General features: G+C 45.4%; 17 protein-coding genes. 12 read left to right on the forward strand and 5 right to left on the reverse strand.

The window, feature by feature from the left end:
• The first annotated feature begins 69 nt into the window (after nt 1–69).
• The 5 genes from folP (at nt 70) to L0659_RS11780 (ending at nt 5,330) form a co-directional block, all read left to right on the forward strand.
• Entirely contained in the window at nt 70–918 is an 849-nt protein-coding gene (gene folP / locus L0659_RS11760) for a dihydropteroate synthase (protein WP_235126194.1), read from the forward strand.
• Between the two features lie 38 nt (nt 919–956).
• Nucleotides 957–1,760 (forward strand): diadenylate cyclase CdaA, encoded by an 804-nt coding sequence (cdaA, locus tag L0659_RS11765; protein ID WP_235126196.1) that lies wholly within the window; start codon nt 957–959, stop codon nt 1,758–1,760.
• 105 nt (nt 1,761–1,865) lie between these two features.
• Nucleotides 1,866–2,129, forward strand: a complete 264-nt coding sequence (gene rpsT, locus L0659_RS11770; protein WP_235126198.1) for a 30S ribosomal protein S20 — start codon at nt 1,866–1,868, stop codon at nt 2,127–2,129.
• A gap of 173 nt (nt 2,130–2,302) precedes the next feature.
• A complete protein-coding gene (locus tag L0659_RS11775; protein WP_235126200.1) occupies nt 2,303–3,583 on the forward strand; it encodes a lactonase family protein in 1,281 nt (426 codons plus the stop codon).
• A 133-nt stretch (nt 3,584–3,716) separates the two neighbouring features.
• Nucleotides 3,717–5,330, forward strand: a complete 1,614-nt coding sequence (locus L0659_RS11780; RefSeq protein ID WP_235126202.1) for an ABC-F family ATP-binding cassette domain-containing protein — start codon at nt 3,717–3,719, stop codon at nt 5,328–5,330.
• A 76-nt stretch (nt 5,331–5,406) separates the two neighbouring features.
• Here the strand turns inward: L0659_RS11780 and L0659_RS11785 are convergent, their stop codons facing one another.
• Nucleotides 5,407–6,042 (reverse strand): gluconate 2-dehydrogenase subunit 3 family protein, encoded by a 636-nt coding sequence (locus L0659_RS11785; protein WP_235126203.1) that lies wholly within the window; start codon nt 6,040–6,042, stop codon nt 5,407–5,409.
• A gap of 28 nt (nt 6,043–6,070) precedes the next feature.
• Complete coding sequence (locus L0659_RS11790) at nt 6,071–7,810, reverse strand: GMC family oxidoreductase (RefSeq protein WP_026630293.1); 1,740 nt, start codon at nt 7,808–7,810, stop codon at nt 6,071–6,073.
• 179 nt (nt 7,811–7,989) lie between these two features.
• On the opposite strand from L0659_RS11790, the gene L0659_RS11795 reads away from it, so the two are divergent.
• A complete protein-coding gene (locus L0659_RS11795) occupies nt 7,990–8,946 on the forward strand; it encodes an L-threonylcarbamoyladenylate synthase (protein ID WP_235126857.1) in 957 nt (318 codons plus the stop codon).
• A 9-nt stretch (nt 8,947–8,955) separates the two neighbouring features.
• Here the strand turns inward: L0659_RS11795 and L0659_RS11800 are convergent, their stop codons facing one another.
• The gene (locus L0659_RS11800; RefSeq protein ID WP_235126204.1) at nt 8,956–10,383 is read right to left on the reverse strand and encodes an ATP-dependent RecD-like DNA helicase; all 1,428 of its coding nucleotides are present in this window, start codon (nt 10,381–10,383) and stop codon (nt 8,956–8,958) included.
• A gap of 147 nt (nt 10,384–10,530) precedes the next feature.
• Between L0659_RS11800 and L0659_RS11805 the strand changes: the two genes are divergently transcribed.
• The 4 genes from L0659_RS11805 to coaD all read left to right on the forward strand — a co-directional run bounded on the left by L0659_RS11805 (nt 10,531) and on the right by coaD (nt 12,965).
• Nucleotides 10,531–10,971: a CBS domain-containing protein gene (locus tag L0659_RS11805; RefSeq protein WP_235126205.1), complete on the forward strand. Its 441-nt coding sequence runs from the start codon at nt 10,531–10,533 to the stop codon at nt 10,969–10,971.
• Nucleotides 10,972–11,039: 68 nt separating this feature from the next.
• Entirely contained in the window at nt 11,040–11,543 is a 504-nt protein-coding gene (locus L0659_RS11810; RefSeq protein ID WP_235126206.1) for an NUDIX domain-containing protein, read from the forward strand.
• Nucleotides 11,544–11,565: 22 nt separating this feature from the next.
• Complete coding sequence (locus L0659_RS11815; protein ID WP_235126207.1) at nt 11,566–12,471, forward strand: DUF3822 family protein; 906 nt, start codon at nt 11,566–11,568, stop codon at nt 12,469–12,471.
• Nucleotides 12,472–12,488: 17 nt separating this feature from the next.
• Nucleotides 12,489–12,965 (forward strand): pantetheine-phosphate adenylyltransferase, encoded by a 477-nt coding sequence (coaD, locus tag L0659_RS11820; RefSeq protein ID WP_235126208.1) that lies wholly within the window; start codon nt 12,489–12,491, stop codon nt 12,963–12,965.
• Between the two features lie 33 nt (nt 12,966–12,998).
• Here coaD and L0659_RS11825 read toward each other — a convergent pair whose 3' ends face one another.
• A complete protein-coding gene (locus L0659_RS11825; protein ID WP_235126209.1) occupies nt 12,999–13,688 on the reverse strand; it encodes an NUDIX hydrolase in 690 nt (229 codons plus the stop codon).
• A gap of 101 nt (nt 13,689–13,789) precedes the next feature.
• Between L0659_RS11825 and L0659_RS11830 the strand changes: the two genes are divergently transcribed.
• Together L0659_RS11830 and pyrE are read left to right on the forward strand one after the other, a co-directional pair.
• Nucleotides 13,790–15,094: a hemolysin family protein gene (locus tag L0659_RS11830; RefSeq protein WP_255727155.1), complete on the forward strand. Its 1,305-nt coding sequence runs from the start codon at nt 13,790–13,792 to the stop codon at nt 15,092–15,094.
• Between the two features lie 2 nt (nt 15,095–15,096).
• Nucleotides 15,097–15,738: an orotate phosphoribosyltransferase gene (pyrE, locus tag L0659_RS11835; protein ID WP_235126211.1), complete on the forward strand. Its 642-nt coding sequence runs from the start codon at nt 15,097–15,099 to the stop codon at nt 15,736–15,738.
• A gap of 64 nt (nt 15,739–15,802) precedes the next feature.
• Here the strand turns inward: pyrE and L0659_RS11840 are convergent, their stop codons facing one another.
• Nucleotides 15,803–16,825, reverse strand: coding sequence for an aldo/keto reductase (locus L0659_RS11840; RefSeq protein ID WP_235126213.1), 1,023 nt, complete (start codon nt 16,823–16,825; stop codon nt 15,803–15,805).
• Nucleotides 16,826–16,835: the final 10 nt, after the last annotated feature.

A 16,835-nucleotide genomic window follows, 5' to 3' on the forward strand; every position in this document is an offset into this window, starting at 1 on the left:
TACTGCTTAATAGACAAGAAAATCAAACGGTTTGATAATCACTTCCTTGTCTGGATTTAACAAGATTTTATGTTGCAAGTTAGCAAAAAAACGCTCAACATCAGGGGCAAACTCCTTGATCTGTCCACACCGGTCGTGATGGGAATTCTCAACATTACACCCGATTCATTTTATGAAGGAAGCCGGATGCGGTCGGAAGATGAGTTGATCACGAAAGCGGGCCAAATGCTGGCCGAGGGCGCTACAATGATCGATATTGGCGGATATTCCACGCGTCCCGGAGCACGGGAAGTGGAGGCAGCCGAAGAGTCGGACAGGGTAGAGTCGGCGGTGGCGCCATTGAATAAGAATTTCCCTGAACTTATTATTTCTGTCGATACATTTCGGTCCGAAGTGGCGCGGCGTGCAATAGAAACAGGTGCGCACATCGTTAATGATGTTTCCGGTGGGACTTTGGATGATCAGATGTTTGAAGTTGTCGGTCAATTGCGCGTTCCATACATATTAATGCATATGCGCGGGACGCCGCAAACGATGAGTACAATGACCGCTTACAATCAGCTCGTTCCGGATGTTTTGAAAGATTTGAAGGGGAAGCTGGATAAGCTGAGATCATTGGGCGTTGCAGACATTATCGTGGATCCGGGTTTTGGATTTGCCAAGAACACGGAGCAGAATTTTGAATTAATGCATCACTTGTCTGAATTCAGCCTGTTGGATTGCCCGCTTCTGGTCGGCATCTCGCGCAAGGCAACCATTTATAAAACGCTGAATGTATCGGCAGAGGAAGCATTAAATGGCACTTCTGTAATGAATACAATGGCTTTGGAACGAGGTGCTTCGATCATTAGGGTGCACGATGTAAGGCCTGCTATGGAAGTTGTGAAACTGTGGATGGCCACCTCGAGTATGAATTAAAAATAGTAATTTAGTCGCGAAATAATATTGATTTTCTTATGCGTGTGGGTTTTCTAAACATCAATTGGGCCGACGTCCTGGATGTTTTTTTGGTGGCCGTTCTTCTATATCAGGTTTTTACACTTGTCCGCGGAAGCATTGCAAGCCGGGTTTTTCTGGGCTACTTGTTTGTTTACGTGTTCTATCTGGTAGTAAAAGGACTCGGACTAGGCTTACTTACCGCGATCCTTCAATATTTCATGGGCGTCGGTGCCGTGGCCTTGATTGTTATTTTTCAACAGGAGATCCGGCGGTTTTTGCTCATTATAGGTAAATCCACGATTTATACGAATAATGGCCTGCTGAAAAAAGTAATGGGCAGTTCGGTGCTGGATATGAAAGGCAAAAATCTTAGGGAAATCGTGGATGCTTCCAAAACCATTGCTTCCAATTTCACCGGCGCACTGATCGTCGTCAACAAGCGTGATGACCTGAGCAAATTTGTTGAAACGGGTGAACTGCTGGATGCGCGTGTTTCCAAGCCGCTGCTTGTGTCCTTATTCAATCAATACAGCGAGCTGCATGATGGGGCCATTATTATTGTGGATGGCGTTTTGAAAGCGGCCAGATGTGTTTTGCCAGTGGCCGATGGTGTCGATGTTCCGTCTTCATTAGGATTCAGGCACCGCGCAGCCATGGGCATGAGCGAGGCGACGGATGCCATTGTGATCGTTATTTCTGAGCAAACAGGCAAGATTTCGCTGGCCGTGGAAGGCGAGCTGCATAGCAACATTCCTTATTCCGAGCTTGAAAACCGAATTGAAGAATATCTGAATTCGGATGTGCAACGTATGCCCAAGTAAGTATTGTGAGGTTTAGCAAATATATTTACAGCTAAATTTGGCATTTCAACCAGCAATTTCTATTTTTGCAAACCGAATAGAAGAAGAGAAAATTATCATTACAAAATGGCAAATCATAAATCAGCATTAAAAAGAATCCGCGCTAACGAAACAAAGCGTTTGCGTAATCGCTACCAACACAAAACTACACGTTCATACATAAAGAAATTGCGTGATACGACCGATAAGGCAGTAGCTGTTGAAGTTTACAAAACTGTATCTTCAATGTTGGATCGTTTGGCAAAGAAAAACATCATCCACAAGAAAAAAGCTTCTAACCAGAAGTCGAAATTGGCCAAATTGGTTAATTCACTTTCAGTAGCAGCATAATTTTTTCCTGCGACAAAGAATTTAGCCCCGGTAACACTGTTATCGGGGTTTTCTATTTTTATCGTATATTGCGTTTTCAAGAGGAAACCTTGTAAGGCTAAGATGCTTTACAAGGTTTCTTTTGGTATAAAAGCATTTCATTTTTAAACCACCTATAACTTAAATTCTTTTCTATGAAAAAAGTCGCATTAATTGCAGGTTTGGCGGCGCTGGGAGCGGTTCCCACGATTGCCCAATCACCTATCAACTTCAATGCCAGGGGTTTGGTTGTTGTTTCGGATGCTGATATGGCGGCATCGGCACTCGTTGATGGAAAGCTATTTAGGGACAACACTGCAAAGGATCTTCTCACTACAATTAAATTCCCTGTCGAACGCGGAAGTAAAGGGCTAGGCAGCGCTTTGGTTTCGAACTCTGCGCTGGCTTCGGGAAAAACACTGGCCGTACCCGCCACGGGAACGCTCGCATACGTGCTCGACAGCAGGTTGCGCCCAGAGGACGGTGTTAGTGAATATAAAGACGCATCCGCTGAATTTCCTGCGGGAGAAAAACTGTTCGTGGTAGACATTACCAATCTGGCGGCGCCAAAAGCAAAGTTTGGATTCCCGGTTGGACGCAAACCGAATGCCATTGATGTAAATAAAAACGAGCTGATCCTGACTACGAATGATGTAGGAAAAGAACTGGTATTCATTGAAGCCGGGCCAGATGGCAAGCCGGCGCGTTTCCTGAACTTACCCGCAGCCATTGATACCACCAATAAAATCATTGACATTACCTGGCATCCGTCGGGTGATTTCATTGCATTTACGCTTGATAACTCCAATGAAGTTGGACTTTATAAGGTAATCCGCGAAGCAGGCAAGTTCAAGAATGTGGAAATGGTGGGTAAGCCGGTTAAGGTAGGAGCGGAGCCTTCTTTTGGCAGGTTCTCGCCGGATGGAAAGCATTATTTTGTGCTGGATACGAAAACGGCAACGCCTGGGAAAGGCGCGGGCGACGGCGAGATCCATGTTGTAAATTTCTCGATGGACGGTGCAATCGAACACAAAGTAGCGGCTCAGGTTCCTGCCGGAACCAACTCGGGTTCGTTCGCAATAAGCCCGGACGGCTCTATACTGGTGACTGTCAATGCCGGCAAAAGCGGTGCGCCCTGGACAGAAGCAGGGTCGGGGACGGGCGCTTCGCTAACATTATATAAGGTCGCAACGCCGACTGGCGCATTGACCAAAGTGGCCGACTATCCGTTTGAAGGAATTTATCCGCAAAGCGTAGCGTTCGATAAGGATGGTTCAAACATTGCCGTTTCTGTATTTGAATATCTGGCCTATGGCACAGGAAATGGCGGAGTTGAGTTCTGGACGGTTGCAAAAGGCGACTCACCTTCGCTCAAAAAACAGGGAGCGATGATCAGCGTGGGAAAAGGTGCCCACACATTAAGGGTTATTCCTTGATCGCATTCACATATTTTCTATGGAGCGGGCTGGTAATCACCGGTCCGCTTCGTTTGTTTTAGTTCGTTCAACATGCGAATTCATTCTGAATTTCGTAGTTTTGCGCTTTCATTCATAAAAAATTTATTTTAAAATGATTACGGTTCAGAACGTATCATTGCGATACGGCAAAAGGGTATTATTCGATGAGGTTAATATAAAGTTTGTTCCCGGCAATTGTTATGGTGTGATCGGAGCGAATGGCGCGGGGAAATCTACATTCTTGAAGATCCTTTCAGGCGAAATAGAACCGCAAACAGGGAATGTAAGCATGAATCCGGGGGAAAGGATGACTTTCCTGAAACAGGATCAGTTCGAATTCGACGCATATACGGTGATGGATACGGTGATCCTGGGCCACGAGCGCCTTTATAAGATCATGAAGGAGCGCGAGGCGATTTATGAAAAAGAAGAATTTACCGATGCCGATGGTGAAAAGGCAGCGGATCTGGAAGCCGAATTCGCTGACTTGAATGGTTGGGAAGCCGAAACCGAGGCTGCACAGTTATTGAGCGGATTAGGCCTGACGGAAGAACAGCATTCGGCCACAATGGGCGATTTGAATGCCAATGATAAAGTAAGGGTTTTGCTTGCGCAGGCACTTTTTGGCAATCCGGATGTGCTGCTTTTAGATGAGCCTACCAACAACCTGGACGTTGAAACGGTGCTTTGGCTGGAAAACTTCCTGGCCGATTTCAAAAACACTGTGATCGTAGTTTCTCACGACAGGCACTTCCTGGACGAAGTTTGTACACATGTTGTAGACATCGATTTCAGCAAAGTGCAAATGTTCTCGGGTAATTATTCTTTCTGGTATGAATCAAGCCAGCTGGCTTTGAAGCAACGTCAGGACCAGAATAAGAAGTCGGAAGATAAGCGTAAGGAATTGGAAGATTTCATCAGGAGATTTAGCGCCAATGCATCCAAATCAAAGCAAGCGACTTCCCGCGCCAAACTGTTGGATAAACTTACCATTGATGACATTAAACCATCTTCGCGTAAATATCCATACATCGCTTTCAAATCTGAAAGGGAAGTGGGAGATCAGCTTCTGCGTGTTGAGGGCCTGTCGAAAACCGCTGATGACGGCACGAAGCTTTTTGAGAATGTCAGTTTTAATGTAAATAAAGGGGATAAAATCGCATTTGTAAGCCGTAATGTAATGGCTATCAGCTCTTTCTTTGACATTATTAATGAAGAACAGAAAGCTGATAAAGGAAATTACACCTGGGGCGTGACCATTACGAAATCCTATTTCACAAAAGATCCAACTTCGTTTTTCGATGTAGACCTCAACCTGGTTGACTGGCTGCGTCAATATTCTGAGGAGAAAGATGAAAGCTTTATCCGTGGGTTTTTGGGAAGAATGCTTTTCTCAGGCGAAGAATCTCTGAAAAAAGCGAAAGTGCTTTCCGGAGGTGAAAAAGTGCGTTGTATGCTTTCAAGAACAATGCTTTCCGGTGCGAATGCATTGATTTTGGATGACCCTACCAACCACCTTGACCTTGAATCGATTACGGCTTTGAACAACGGGCTGATCGATTTCTCAGGCTGCCTTTTGTTCTATTCCCATGACCACCAGTTCGTGCACACCATTGCGAACCGGATCATTGAAATCGGGCCGAAAGGGATTTTGGATAAATTAATGTCTTATGATGAGTTCCTGAAAGACGAAACTGTGAAGCAGCAGCGTCAGAAACTTTACTGATATCTGAGTAATAATAAAGGAAAAGCCCCGGTCACTGTAAAGTAACCGGGGCTTTTTTGATATTAAGAACAAAATCTTATTCGTAGCTCAAACCGTACTGCTTCAGAACATCTGCGGGAACACCTTCCCAAACATTCGGCGTGTTGCCCATATAACCTAAATCAGCGATGCCGATTTTAGATGTATAGTAACCGGATGCTGTTAAATTGCGCATCAGATTGAAGAATGCAACGCCCTGGCTGTGCATCGGTTTTGCTTTTTCAGGATACGCGATGTCGTCCACAATTTGTAATTGCTGCGCTTTTGTCAACAATGTGAAGCTTTTTGTGAATCTCTTATTTGATTCTATATCAAGCCATTTCAAACCACCACGCAATGGAACCTGGTTTTGAGGCATATCCTTAACAATAAAATCAATAAACTCAGGAACACCCGCTTGTGAGGCGCTGCCCGATTTGTCGTCGGCTGGAATGATAATATCCACCAAAACCTTTATCGTTGCCAGTTCCGCCACGGTAAGGAATTTTTCCTTCATCAATTTCGCGTCCCTGATCGCTTCGTCCTTGGTCCTTCCGCCCGGAATCTTGATCGGGGTTTCCGGTGGCATCTGCGTTTCCAGCTCCCTTTGTTCCGCCATAGCAATCTGCGGATTAAGCGCAGTAATGCCTAATGAGCTGAGCGTTAATGCTTTTAATGTATCTCTACGTTTCATAGTTATGATTTGAAACCGTGTTCAAATATTAGATATTTTTCTGTTTAACCTGTTCTGTAATGTATTCCGAAGCTCTCATCGAAAGCGCAAGGATGGTCCATGTAGGGTTTTTGTCCGCTTGTGACACGAAAGAACCACCGTCAACCACAAATACGTTTTTCGCGTCGTGTGCTTGTGAGAACTTGTTGAGTGCAGAAGTTTTCGGATCGTTACCCATCCTTACTGTTCCTACTTCGTGAATGATACGACCAGGAGCTGCAATGCCGTAATTTGTGTCGGCGCCAGGCTTGGTTCCGCTTGCAACACCACCTAATGCATGAATGATCTCTTCAAAAGTATCATGCATGTGTTTCGCCTGCTTGATCTCGTAATCCGTCCATTTGTAATGGAAACGAAGCACAGGGATACCAAACTTATCCACCACATTCGGGTCAATTTCACAGTAATTGTCAAAATTTGGAACCGCTTCTCCACGACCGGCCATGCCGACATAGGCTCCGTAAAAACGACGGTAATCCTCTTTCAATGATGAACCATATCCACCTGCTGGCTTAGTAACGCCTGCTGCTGTCGGATATTTACCATTCATGTTTTCAATTCCGGCACCAAATCCGTAGCTCGGCATACCCATTCCACCGCCGTATTCAATGTGGTAACCTCTTGGGAAATCCAGTTTTTTGTTATCCAGCCACCAAGGCGTGTACACGTGCATTCCGCCTACGCCGTCTTCGTTGTAACGTTTTCTGTCCATCAAATGTGGTAAGAATGCGCCGCGCGATGCACCTGTTGAATCGTGCAGATATCTTCCCACAACGCCGCTTGAATTGGCTAGTCCGTTCGGGTGTCTGTCTGATTTTGAGTTCAAAAGCAATCTTGCAGATTCCCCTGCGCTGGCAGCAAGAACCACAACTTTTGCCTTAATGGTATGCTCGGTAAGTTTTTGGCTGTCAACATAAGAAACGCCTGTTGCAAGTCCGGTAACCGGATCGGTAAGCACTTCACGCGCCATCGCGTTGTTGATCAATGTAACATTGCCGGTTTTTACAGCAGGGATACAAAGAACAGATGACGATGAAAAATCCGCATATGCCTGGCAGGCGCGAGAGCATTGGCTGCAATAGAAGCAAACGCCGCGCTGATCATTAATGGGCTTTGTCAGGATTGAAAGCCTCGAAGGGATAACCGGAATGTTGGCTTTTTTTCCAGCTTGTTTGATGAACAGCTCGTGCAAACGTGGCTTTGGCGGAGGAAGGAAAATCCCGTCCGGCTCATTGTCCATGTTCTCAACCGTTCCGAAAACGCCGATCAGCTTATCAACCTTGTCGTAATATGGTTTTACATCGTCGTAACCGATTGGCCAGTCGTCGCCAAGTCCGTCAATGCTTTTTCTTTTGAAATCTTTTGGTCCGAAACGCAGGGAAATGCGGCCCCAGTGATTGGTACGGCCACCCAGCATCCGTGACCTGAACCAGTCGAATTGTGTTCCGTTCTTTCTTGTGTAAGGTTCCCCTTCCAGTTCCCAGCCTCCCCAGGCGGCATCGAAATCCCCAAACGGGCGGTGGTTGGAAGCACCGCGGCGTGGCGACTCGTACGGCCATTTAAGCTGTGTAATATATTTAGGATCAGCAGGATCGAAATATCCACCTGCCTCTAATAAAGCCACTTTAGCTCCTTGTTGGGCAAGTTGAAGTGCTGCCATTCCGCCTCCCGCTCCTGAGCCAATGATGCAGACGTCAAAAACGGCAGGTTGTTCTTTGATTTGAAACATAAGTAAAAGGGTAGTTTAGAAAATGCTATTTAATTAATAAATATAAACACGGATTATATACCAGGAGCCTGCAATCTCAATTTTAAGGGTTATTTAAAAACAATCTAAATGACGCGCCCCGACATTTGCTCTTAACATTCATCGCCGTACTTTTGCATTTTGAAAAAACAGCTCCTATTTTGGCCATTACCGGAATTGATATTGACGTTGCAAAAGAATTTCTCATAAAAGGGGAGTTGGTGGCTATTCCTACCGAAACAGTTTATGGATTGGCAGGTAATGCATTGAACGACAGTTCAGTGCTGTCTATCTTCGAGGTAAAAAACCGGCCGGCCTTTGATCCCCTGATCATTCACACGGATTCTTTGGAAAAAGTGGAACATTATGTTTCAAGTTTTCCTGAAAAAGCAAGCCATCTGGCAGCGAAATTCTGGCCCGGCCCGCTGACCTTATTGCTTCCAAAAAAACAGATCATTCCGGATCTGGTAACATCCGGGTTGGATAATGTTGCCGTACGCGTTCCTAATCACCCTTTGCTGCTTGAACTTTTGAAGGCATTGCCATTTCCACTTGCCGCGCCTAGTGCTAATCCGTTCGGCTACATTAGCCCAACGAATGCTGCGCACGTGAATGCGCAATTGGGAGAAAAGATACCTTATATATTGGATGGAGGAGAAAGTGAAGTGGGCATTGAGTCAACCATTGTCGGTTTTGAGAACGATGAGCCTGTGGTTTATCGGCTCGGCGGATTGGCTGTTGAGGAGATAGAGGCGGTTGTTGGAAAAGTGAGACTCATGCCGCATTCTTCATCAAATCCAAAAGCACCGGGCATGTTAAAAAGCCATTATGCGCCCAGAAAGCCGCTTTATCTCGATAAAAGAGAAACATTTCCGGCCAGTGAAGACAAGCTGACGGGCTATTTGCTTTTTGATCAATATTTGGACAACATTGATCCCGAGTATCAGCGGATTTTAAGCAAAAGTGGCGATATGAAGGAAGCCGCGCATAATTTGTTCGCCTATCTAAGAGAATTGGACACATTGCCAATCCAGCAAATCCATGCTGAATTCGTTCCAATGAATGGCTTGGGATTGGCCATCAATGACCGGCTGCAACGCGCCGCTGCAAAGGAATAACTTACCGTTTCATTTAAAAAAATGCTGGTGGAAGTTCATTAGGAAAACTTCGTCGGTTGCTCTGGTGATGGCCGTGTACAGCCAGCGGATGAATTCAACATTGATCTGTTCTTCAGGCAGATAACCCTGGTCGATAAATACGGAGCTCCACTGCCCTCCCTGGGCCTTGTGACAGGTTAATGCGTAAGCGAATTTCACTTGCAATGCGTTCAGGAACGGATCTTTCCGTAATGCTTCCATTCTTTCTTTTTTTGAAGCGATATCAAAATAATCTTTCTGGACGCTTTCATAGAGCTTCTTGTTATCCTCAGAGGATAGGGAAGGAGAGGAGGAATGCAATGTGTCGAGGAAGATTTTCGCGTCAAATTCGGGTTGCTTTTCGTAATCTGTCAGGCGTAATGTGACGTCTGCGAAGCGGAAACCGTGCATTTCCTGAGTTTTTCGGATTTTCAATAATTCAACAAAATCACCGTTGGCGATGAAACCCGCCGGCGAATCTTCGTCCAGAATGTTGTAGTTGTTCCGAACCACCATGAGCCGGTCGCCTGCATCCAGTTCTTCTTCGGAAAAGTTAATGGTGCGCCGGATATATTCATTGTATTGAACCGCCGATTTGTTGGAGCGCGTCAGAATGATGGAATTTTCCTGGCCATATTTATCATAAGCATAGCGAAGTCCTTCTTCCAGTTTTTCACCCGTCATCTTGAAAACATCGCGATAGGAGCGTGTGGTGATCTGGATCTCCGGTTTTTCGGCGACCAGTTGGTTTCTTAATAATGTTGCGTTGAACAAAATGCCCGATTGCTCATCCTGCCGCATAACTTCCTTCAATTCCTCCTGAAACACAGACATATAGAATGTCTTTTCCAGGTATTCACCATCCAAAGCAGGACTTAATTCTTTACCAACAGGCGGGAGCTGCGCTACGTCGCCCACGAGCATGAGCTTGTTACCCGGATTTTCGAAGACAAATTCAATCAAATCCGCCAGGAGACTTTTATTACCAAAATCGGCATCATCGGTGATCATGGAAGCTTCATCGACGATAAACAGCGTATTGTCATGGTAATTTTTCTGGCGCTGGAATGTCAGGTTGCCGGAGAACGAGTCGGCGGTTTGTTTGTATATTTTTTTATGGATCGTTAATGCGACCTTTTCGGAATAGCCTGACATTACTTTCGCGGCGCGGCCAGTCGGGGCGAGCAGGATGGATTTGTAGCCAAAATTTTTCAGCACTTTGATCAATGTGCTGATAATGGTGGTTTTTCCGGTTCCGGCGTAACCTTTGAGCAAAAAACAGTCGCGGTAACGTTCCAGGCCTTTTTCTTCGACGAGAAAATCATTGGTCTGCTCAAAAAACCGGAGCTGGCCTTCGGTAGGTTTGAAAGGAAAACGCTTGCGTAAAAGTTGGGAAGGTAAAATTTTATCTGTTTCCATAATGCCGAAAGCTAAGGCATGGATTACTAAAATCAAAGTGTGCCTCAGTTACAAAAATATACTTAGAATTTATTGCATTTTAAAGGCGTAATTGCATATATTAGATTTCCAAAGTTTATCAATTACACTCCAAAACCTCAATCATCTATGCTAGTACAACATGTAATGGGCAACAAGCCTGTCAATGCGCTTTGGTCGGTAACGCAGGACAATACGGTGTTTGAAGCTCTGGAACTCATGGCCGCTAAGAACATCGGTGCAGTTTTGGTTCTTGAAGATAATGAATTGATCGGGATCTTTTCCGAAAGGGATTATGCCAGAAAGGTTATTCTTCAAGGAAAGAGTTCGCGCGACACGCGCATCCGGGAGGTTATGACAAGTAAGGTGATCACGGTTGAAACGGACCAGAAAATTGAGGAATGTATGCAGATTATGTCTGACAAACATATCCGACATCTGCCTGTAAATCAGGACGGAAAGCTTATTGGGATCATCTCTATCAATGACATCGTTTCGGCTATTATCTACGAACAAAAAGAGCACATTAATACGCTCGAAAGCTACATTTCAGGAAGTCCTTATTCCTGATCCTTATATTATATCTTGTCAATTCTCCGAGGTTGGTTATCTTTGCCGCTCCAAAAAAGTGAGCGCTGGTGCAGACTTTGAATGATGAAGTAAAGAATTTGTACGGGGGTAATGTGCGTGTCCGTGTGAGCGGCATATATATTGTTCAGGACCAGGTTCTTTTGGTGAATCATTCATTATATGGCAAGGAACAGCCATTTTGGAGCCCGCCTGGTGGAGGGATTCTTTTTGGGGAAACTGCTGTGGAGGCTTTGACACGGGAAGTTCGGGAAGAAACCGGGCTTGAAGCTGAAATCGGGGATTTCCTGTTTGTAAACGAACATGTAAGGCCTCCGCTTCACGCAATCGAGCTTTTTTTTGGAATAAAATCAGTTCGTGGCAAGATAAGCAAAGGCGCTGATCCTGAGATTTCGCCAGCAAACCAGATCATTGAGGACGTGCAGTTCCTGCGGCTCGAAGAAATCCGAAGTTTTCCGCCGGGCGCCTATCACAGCATTTTCAGCAGGGTGCAATCTCTGGAAGAGCTGTTCAGGTTGGACAAGTTTTTATCCCAGCTTGAAACATTAATATAGATTTTAACTTTACCCGTTTATTGTGGCTAATTCTGAAAACCAGGTCATTGAAATTATTCCTACGCTGCTTGTAGGCGATAACTCATTCGACGCGTCAAGTATCCCGTTGTGCACATTGTGCATTGAAGTGGATGAAAGGCGCATCAGGTTTTGCATTGTCCGCGATGAAAATATGGAGTGCATCTGGCTGGAAGATTACAGCTTTGAAACCGTTTTGAACCCCACAGAGATTTTCGAAAGGCTCAAAAAGGTTTTTACGGGACATTTGCTCTGGTCATCGCACAGCTGGAAAAATGTCAGGATTTCGATTAATTCCCATGCATTCAGCTTAATTCCTAACCTGATTTTTGAGGAAGGTTCGGCGGCCGATTATCTGGCATTTGCATTGGGTAACCCGGTTCCTAAGGATGAGAAAGTACTTTATCACGATCTGCCGCTAGTCCGTGCGCACAATGTTTTCAGCGTTCCGCAGATCTGGTATGACTGGATGATCAACCATTTTGGTTCTTCACAGATTACATTCTACCATTTAACCAGCCCGTTGATCATTGGCGCGCTGGTAAGCCATCTGGAACATCAGCAGATCAGGATGGTTTCCGTTTATTTTGAAAAAGATTATTTTACGCTGGTTATTACAGAGGGTCAGCAACTCATACTATGCAACCGTTTCCGGTTTTCGAAAACGCAGGAGCTTGCCTACATTATCCTGTTTACATTAAGTCAGCTTAATTTCCTGCCTGAGGAGATGAAAGTGCTTTGTTATGGCGAAATCGCATCTTCTGCTGATGCTTACACCGAGCTTTCAAGATTTTTCCCCAATTTGCAGATCGGCAACGGGCCCACAACGCTGAAATACAACAGGCAATGTGCGGATGTCCCGGGACATCGTTATTTTGGCCTGTTTAATACCTACCTCGTATCATCTTAATTGTAAATACTGCTCTTATGAAGCGTATAGCACTATTTCCGGGATCGTTTGATCCATTCACAAAAGGGCACGAAGACATTGTTGTACGCGGATTACGGCTTTTTGATGAAGTGGTCATCGGCATCGGGAACAATGCAACTAAGAAGCGCTATTTCCCGCTGGATGTCATGAAGGAAATGATCGAAAAGACATTTTCGGATCAGACCAATGTGAAAGTAGTTACTTATGATGACCTTACTGCGCATACAGCGCGTGAACTAGGAGCCACATTCCTGCTGAGAGGATTGCGTAATACGACGGATTTCGAGTATGAAAACGGCATTTCACAGGTCAACCGATATCTCTATGAAGAAATTGAGACGGTATTCCTGATTACATCGCCCATGCTGGCGCCTATCAGTTCGAGCATTATCCGCGATTTGCATCGCTATGGACAGCGGGTGGACGATTTTCTTCCCTATTCCCTTTCTGAACTGAATAAACTCAACCATTAAGGCTGAGTTTATCAAATGTAAAGTCTTGCGATATTATTGTTCTTTAATGTCGTGGGTCTTATTGAGGCTTTCAATCACATAACGGATTGAGCTGTAAGAATTTATTAGGATCGATTTGGCCTCGCTTTGCGTATACCAGCCCAGTTTTTCGATCTGCTCTTCGGCCTGCGGCTGCATGTTGGAGTCATCAATGCAGTCAAAAAGATACCATTTGGTCCGTTTTAAAATGCGGTTGTTGTTGAGGCTGTAAGTGTGCCAGGTGGTGACGATCTTATCCTTAACCAGTGCTTTTACGCCGGTTTCTTCTTCAATTTCCCGGATAGCAGCCGTTCTGGAATTTTCACCTTTATCCAGCTTGCCTTTGGGCAGGTCCCACTTTTTGCGGCGGAACATGAAGAGCCACTTGCCTTCTTTCACAACAACGCCTCCCGCGGCCTTGATAACTTTGTAACTGCCTTTAATTTTTTCCTCCACTTCCGACTTTTCGCGCGTCGCCATTGTCACCGACAACATGTCCGCAGGCACCGCCTTTTCCAAAAGCTCAATGAGTTGCATAGCCGATGCCGCAGTGGTGTTCAGGAAGAGCACGTGGCCGGTTAGCATCTTTTTTTGCAGCTTATCAAGTCTCAGGTCTACAATGTGATCGAAGGCGGAAGTTTCCGTTGCAGAAAGCTGATTGGTCCGTACAATTCGCAAAGGACGGTCGTCAAAAAAAATGATCATTTTTCAAATGGTACGTGAATCGATGCCAAAATTAAGTAAAGAGTTTAGTTTAGACAGTGATTATTATTGATAAATTTGTGCTTGTATCAAATATACAGTTCTTGGAACTCCTGATAATTCTACTTCTTGTGTTGCTCAATGGTGTCTTTTCCATGTCTGAGATAGCACTCGTTTCATCTCGCAAATCCCGTCTCGAAGCTGCTGCAAAAAATGGGGATTCCAGTGCAAAAGCCGCCCTTCATCTCGCTAATTCGCCCACCCGTTTTCTGTCCACCGTTCAGATCGGCATAACCCTCATTGGTCTGTTGACGGGTATGTACAGTGGTGACAACATTACAAGTGATTTCGAAAAATACATTGCTACCATTCCGTTTCTGATGCCATATGCCCATTCTCTGGCTGTTGGATCCGTGCTTGTGTTTATAACATATTTATCATTAGTCCTTGGTGAGCTTGTTCCGAAACGGATCGGAATGGCTAATCCCGAAGCCATTTCCAAGTTCATGGCCATGCCTATGAACCTGCTTTCGAAAGCCACAGCGCCCTTTATCGCATTGCTAGGCTTTTCCAGCGACTTCATTATCAAGATTTTAAATATCAAACAAAGCGAAAACTCAGTTACAGAGGAGGAGATCAAAAGTTTGATACAGGAAGGAACTTCCGGGGGTGTTTTTGAGGAAATTGAGCAGGAGATCGTGCATAATGTGTTCCAGCTGGGAGACAGAAAAGTGACGTCACTCATGACCAATCGCCAGGAGATCGTTTGGCTGGACCTGGAAGATTCTGTTGAGGAAAATAAGGCCAAGATTTTCGATGCAAGACATTCGATTTATCCCGTTTGCCGTGGCGCTGTCGACGATGTGGTGGGTTTGGTTTATGTGAAAGACCTCATTGCGACGGATATAGAAGCGCAGTTAGCAAATATGAATGCGGTTGTAAAAGATCCCGTTTACCTGCCCGAAAGCAACCGTGCATATCAGGCATTGGCAAAATTCAAAGAACAGCGGGTTTATTTCGGCATCATAGTGGATGAGTACGGCGGCATTTTGGGCGTCTTAACGATGCACGACATTATGGATGCGCTTGTGGGTGATATTTCAGAGGACATTGAAGAGGCATCCGAAGTGATCCGGAGGGAAGATGGCAGCTTCCTGATCGATGCGCAGTTGCCATTTGATGATTTTATTCAATATTTCAATCTCAACATTCAGGAAGCAGAGCGCCGTGAGTTTGTCGGGTTCAATACGCTGGGCGGTTTTGTGCTTCACATTCTCGAAAACATTCCTACGACAGGTGAAAAGTTCAAATGGAAGCACTTTGAATTTGAAGTGATCGATATGGACCGGAGCCGGATCGATAAATTATTAGTAATCAATCATAGTAAAAACGAAGAATCCGAAGACTAGCAATGCTAAACCAACAGGATATTACCAAAAGAATCGCCGAATTGCTGCTTGAAGCCAAAGCAATCAAACTAAGTCCTGACAAGCCGTTTCAATGGAGCTCAGGATGGCTGTCCCCGATATACTGCGATAACCGTGTGGCGTTATCTTACCCTGATACACGGACTTTTATCAAAAAGACACTCGCAGCATTGATCAAAAAGGAATATCCTGATGTGCAGGCAGTTGTAGGTGTTGCAACGGGCGGGATTGCCCAAGGCGCATTAGTAGCAGATCTTTTGGAATTGCCTTTCGCATATGTTCGTCCGGAGCCTAAAAAGCACGGAATGGGCAATCAGATCGAGGGCAGACTGGAAAAAGGTCAGTCGGTGATTATCATTGAAGACCTGATCTCAACCGGCGGAAGCTCCTTAACAGTGGTGGATGTGCTGCGGGAAGCGGAAATTGAAGTGGCAGGAATGGTTGCGATTTTTACTTATGGGTTCGCAGTTGCGGAAAATAATTTCAAGGAGAAAAATGTAAAGCTCAGCACCGTAAGCAATTACAATGCATTGATAGAGACTGCATTGGAACACAATTACATTGACAGTTCTCAACTGGAAAGTCTGAGTGCATGGCGCCTTGCTCCTGAAAGCTGGGGCAAATAAAGGCATTCGGCCAGCGGGTTTGCTTTAACATAGTTGTAAAACTACTGGCCGAATGTTCACATTTTCAATTCCTGTGATTCTCTAACTTTTCATAAAGTCCTCCGAACGCCTCTTCCTTCACGCCTTCGGATTTGAGAAATTCATGCGGGAAACCAAGCTCGATTTTACTAACCTCATTAAGCTTGGCGATCATATCATCCGGCAACTTGAACGATAGGCAGCCAAGCGAATCTGTAAGCTGTTTTTCTTTTGAAGCACCAATGATCGGGATCATAACCTGGTCCCTGTGACGCGCCCAGTTGATCGCAACCTGCACCGGGGTTACGCCCAGTTCACTGGCGACATCCACCACAGTTTGTGCTATAATGCTACTATGTTCGTTTCTGCGAATGCTATGATCCGGAACGCGGCCGGCTTCTCCACGCAAATATTTCCCGGTAAGCGCACCGCCACCAATTGTGCCCCAGGGAGTTACTGCCAGTCCGAGTGCTTTCGCCATCGGAAGTAAGTCGCGTTCCGGCGTGCGCTGGATGAGTGAATACTCAAACTGAATGGCTGCAAATGCATTCCAACCGCGAAAATCAGCAATGGTGTTGGCTTGTGAAACCACCCATGCAGGTGTGTCCGAAATGCCTACATAATGGACCAATCCCCTTGTAACCAGGTCATCCAGGCCGCGCATTACTTCTTCAACGGGCGTTGTGTTATCCCAAAGGTGGACCCAAAGCAGGTCAATGTATTCCGTATTCAGGCGCTTCAAACTGGCCCTCACCGAGCGCATCATGTTTTTGCGGTGGTTACCGGCAAAATTAAGGTCGTCGTTCCGGTCTTTCAGTGTGAATTTGGTTGCTAAAACCCAGTGATCACGGTCATTTTCAATGAATTCACCCACATATTTTTCAGAAGAACCTTCTGTATAGCGATTGGCTGTGTCGATAAAATTGCCTCCTGCGCCTGCGAAACTTTCGAATATTTTAAAGCTTTCATGCTTATCCGCTCCCCATCCCCACTCAGTTCCGAAGGTCATTGTGCCCAGGCAAACTTCCGAAACACGTAAACCCGACCGGCCCAATAATTGATATTGCATAGTACTGTAA

This window comes from Dyadobacter sp. CY347 (assembly GCF_021502655.1).
Taxonomy (GTDB): Bacteria; Bacteroidota; Bacteroidia; order Cytophagales; family Spirosomataceae; genus Dyadobacter.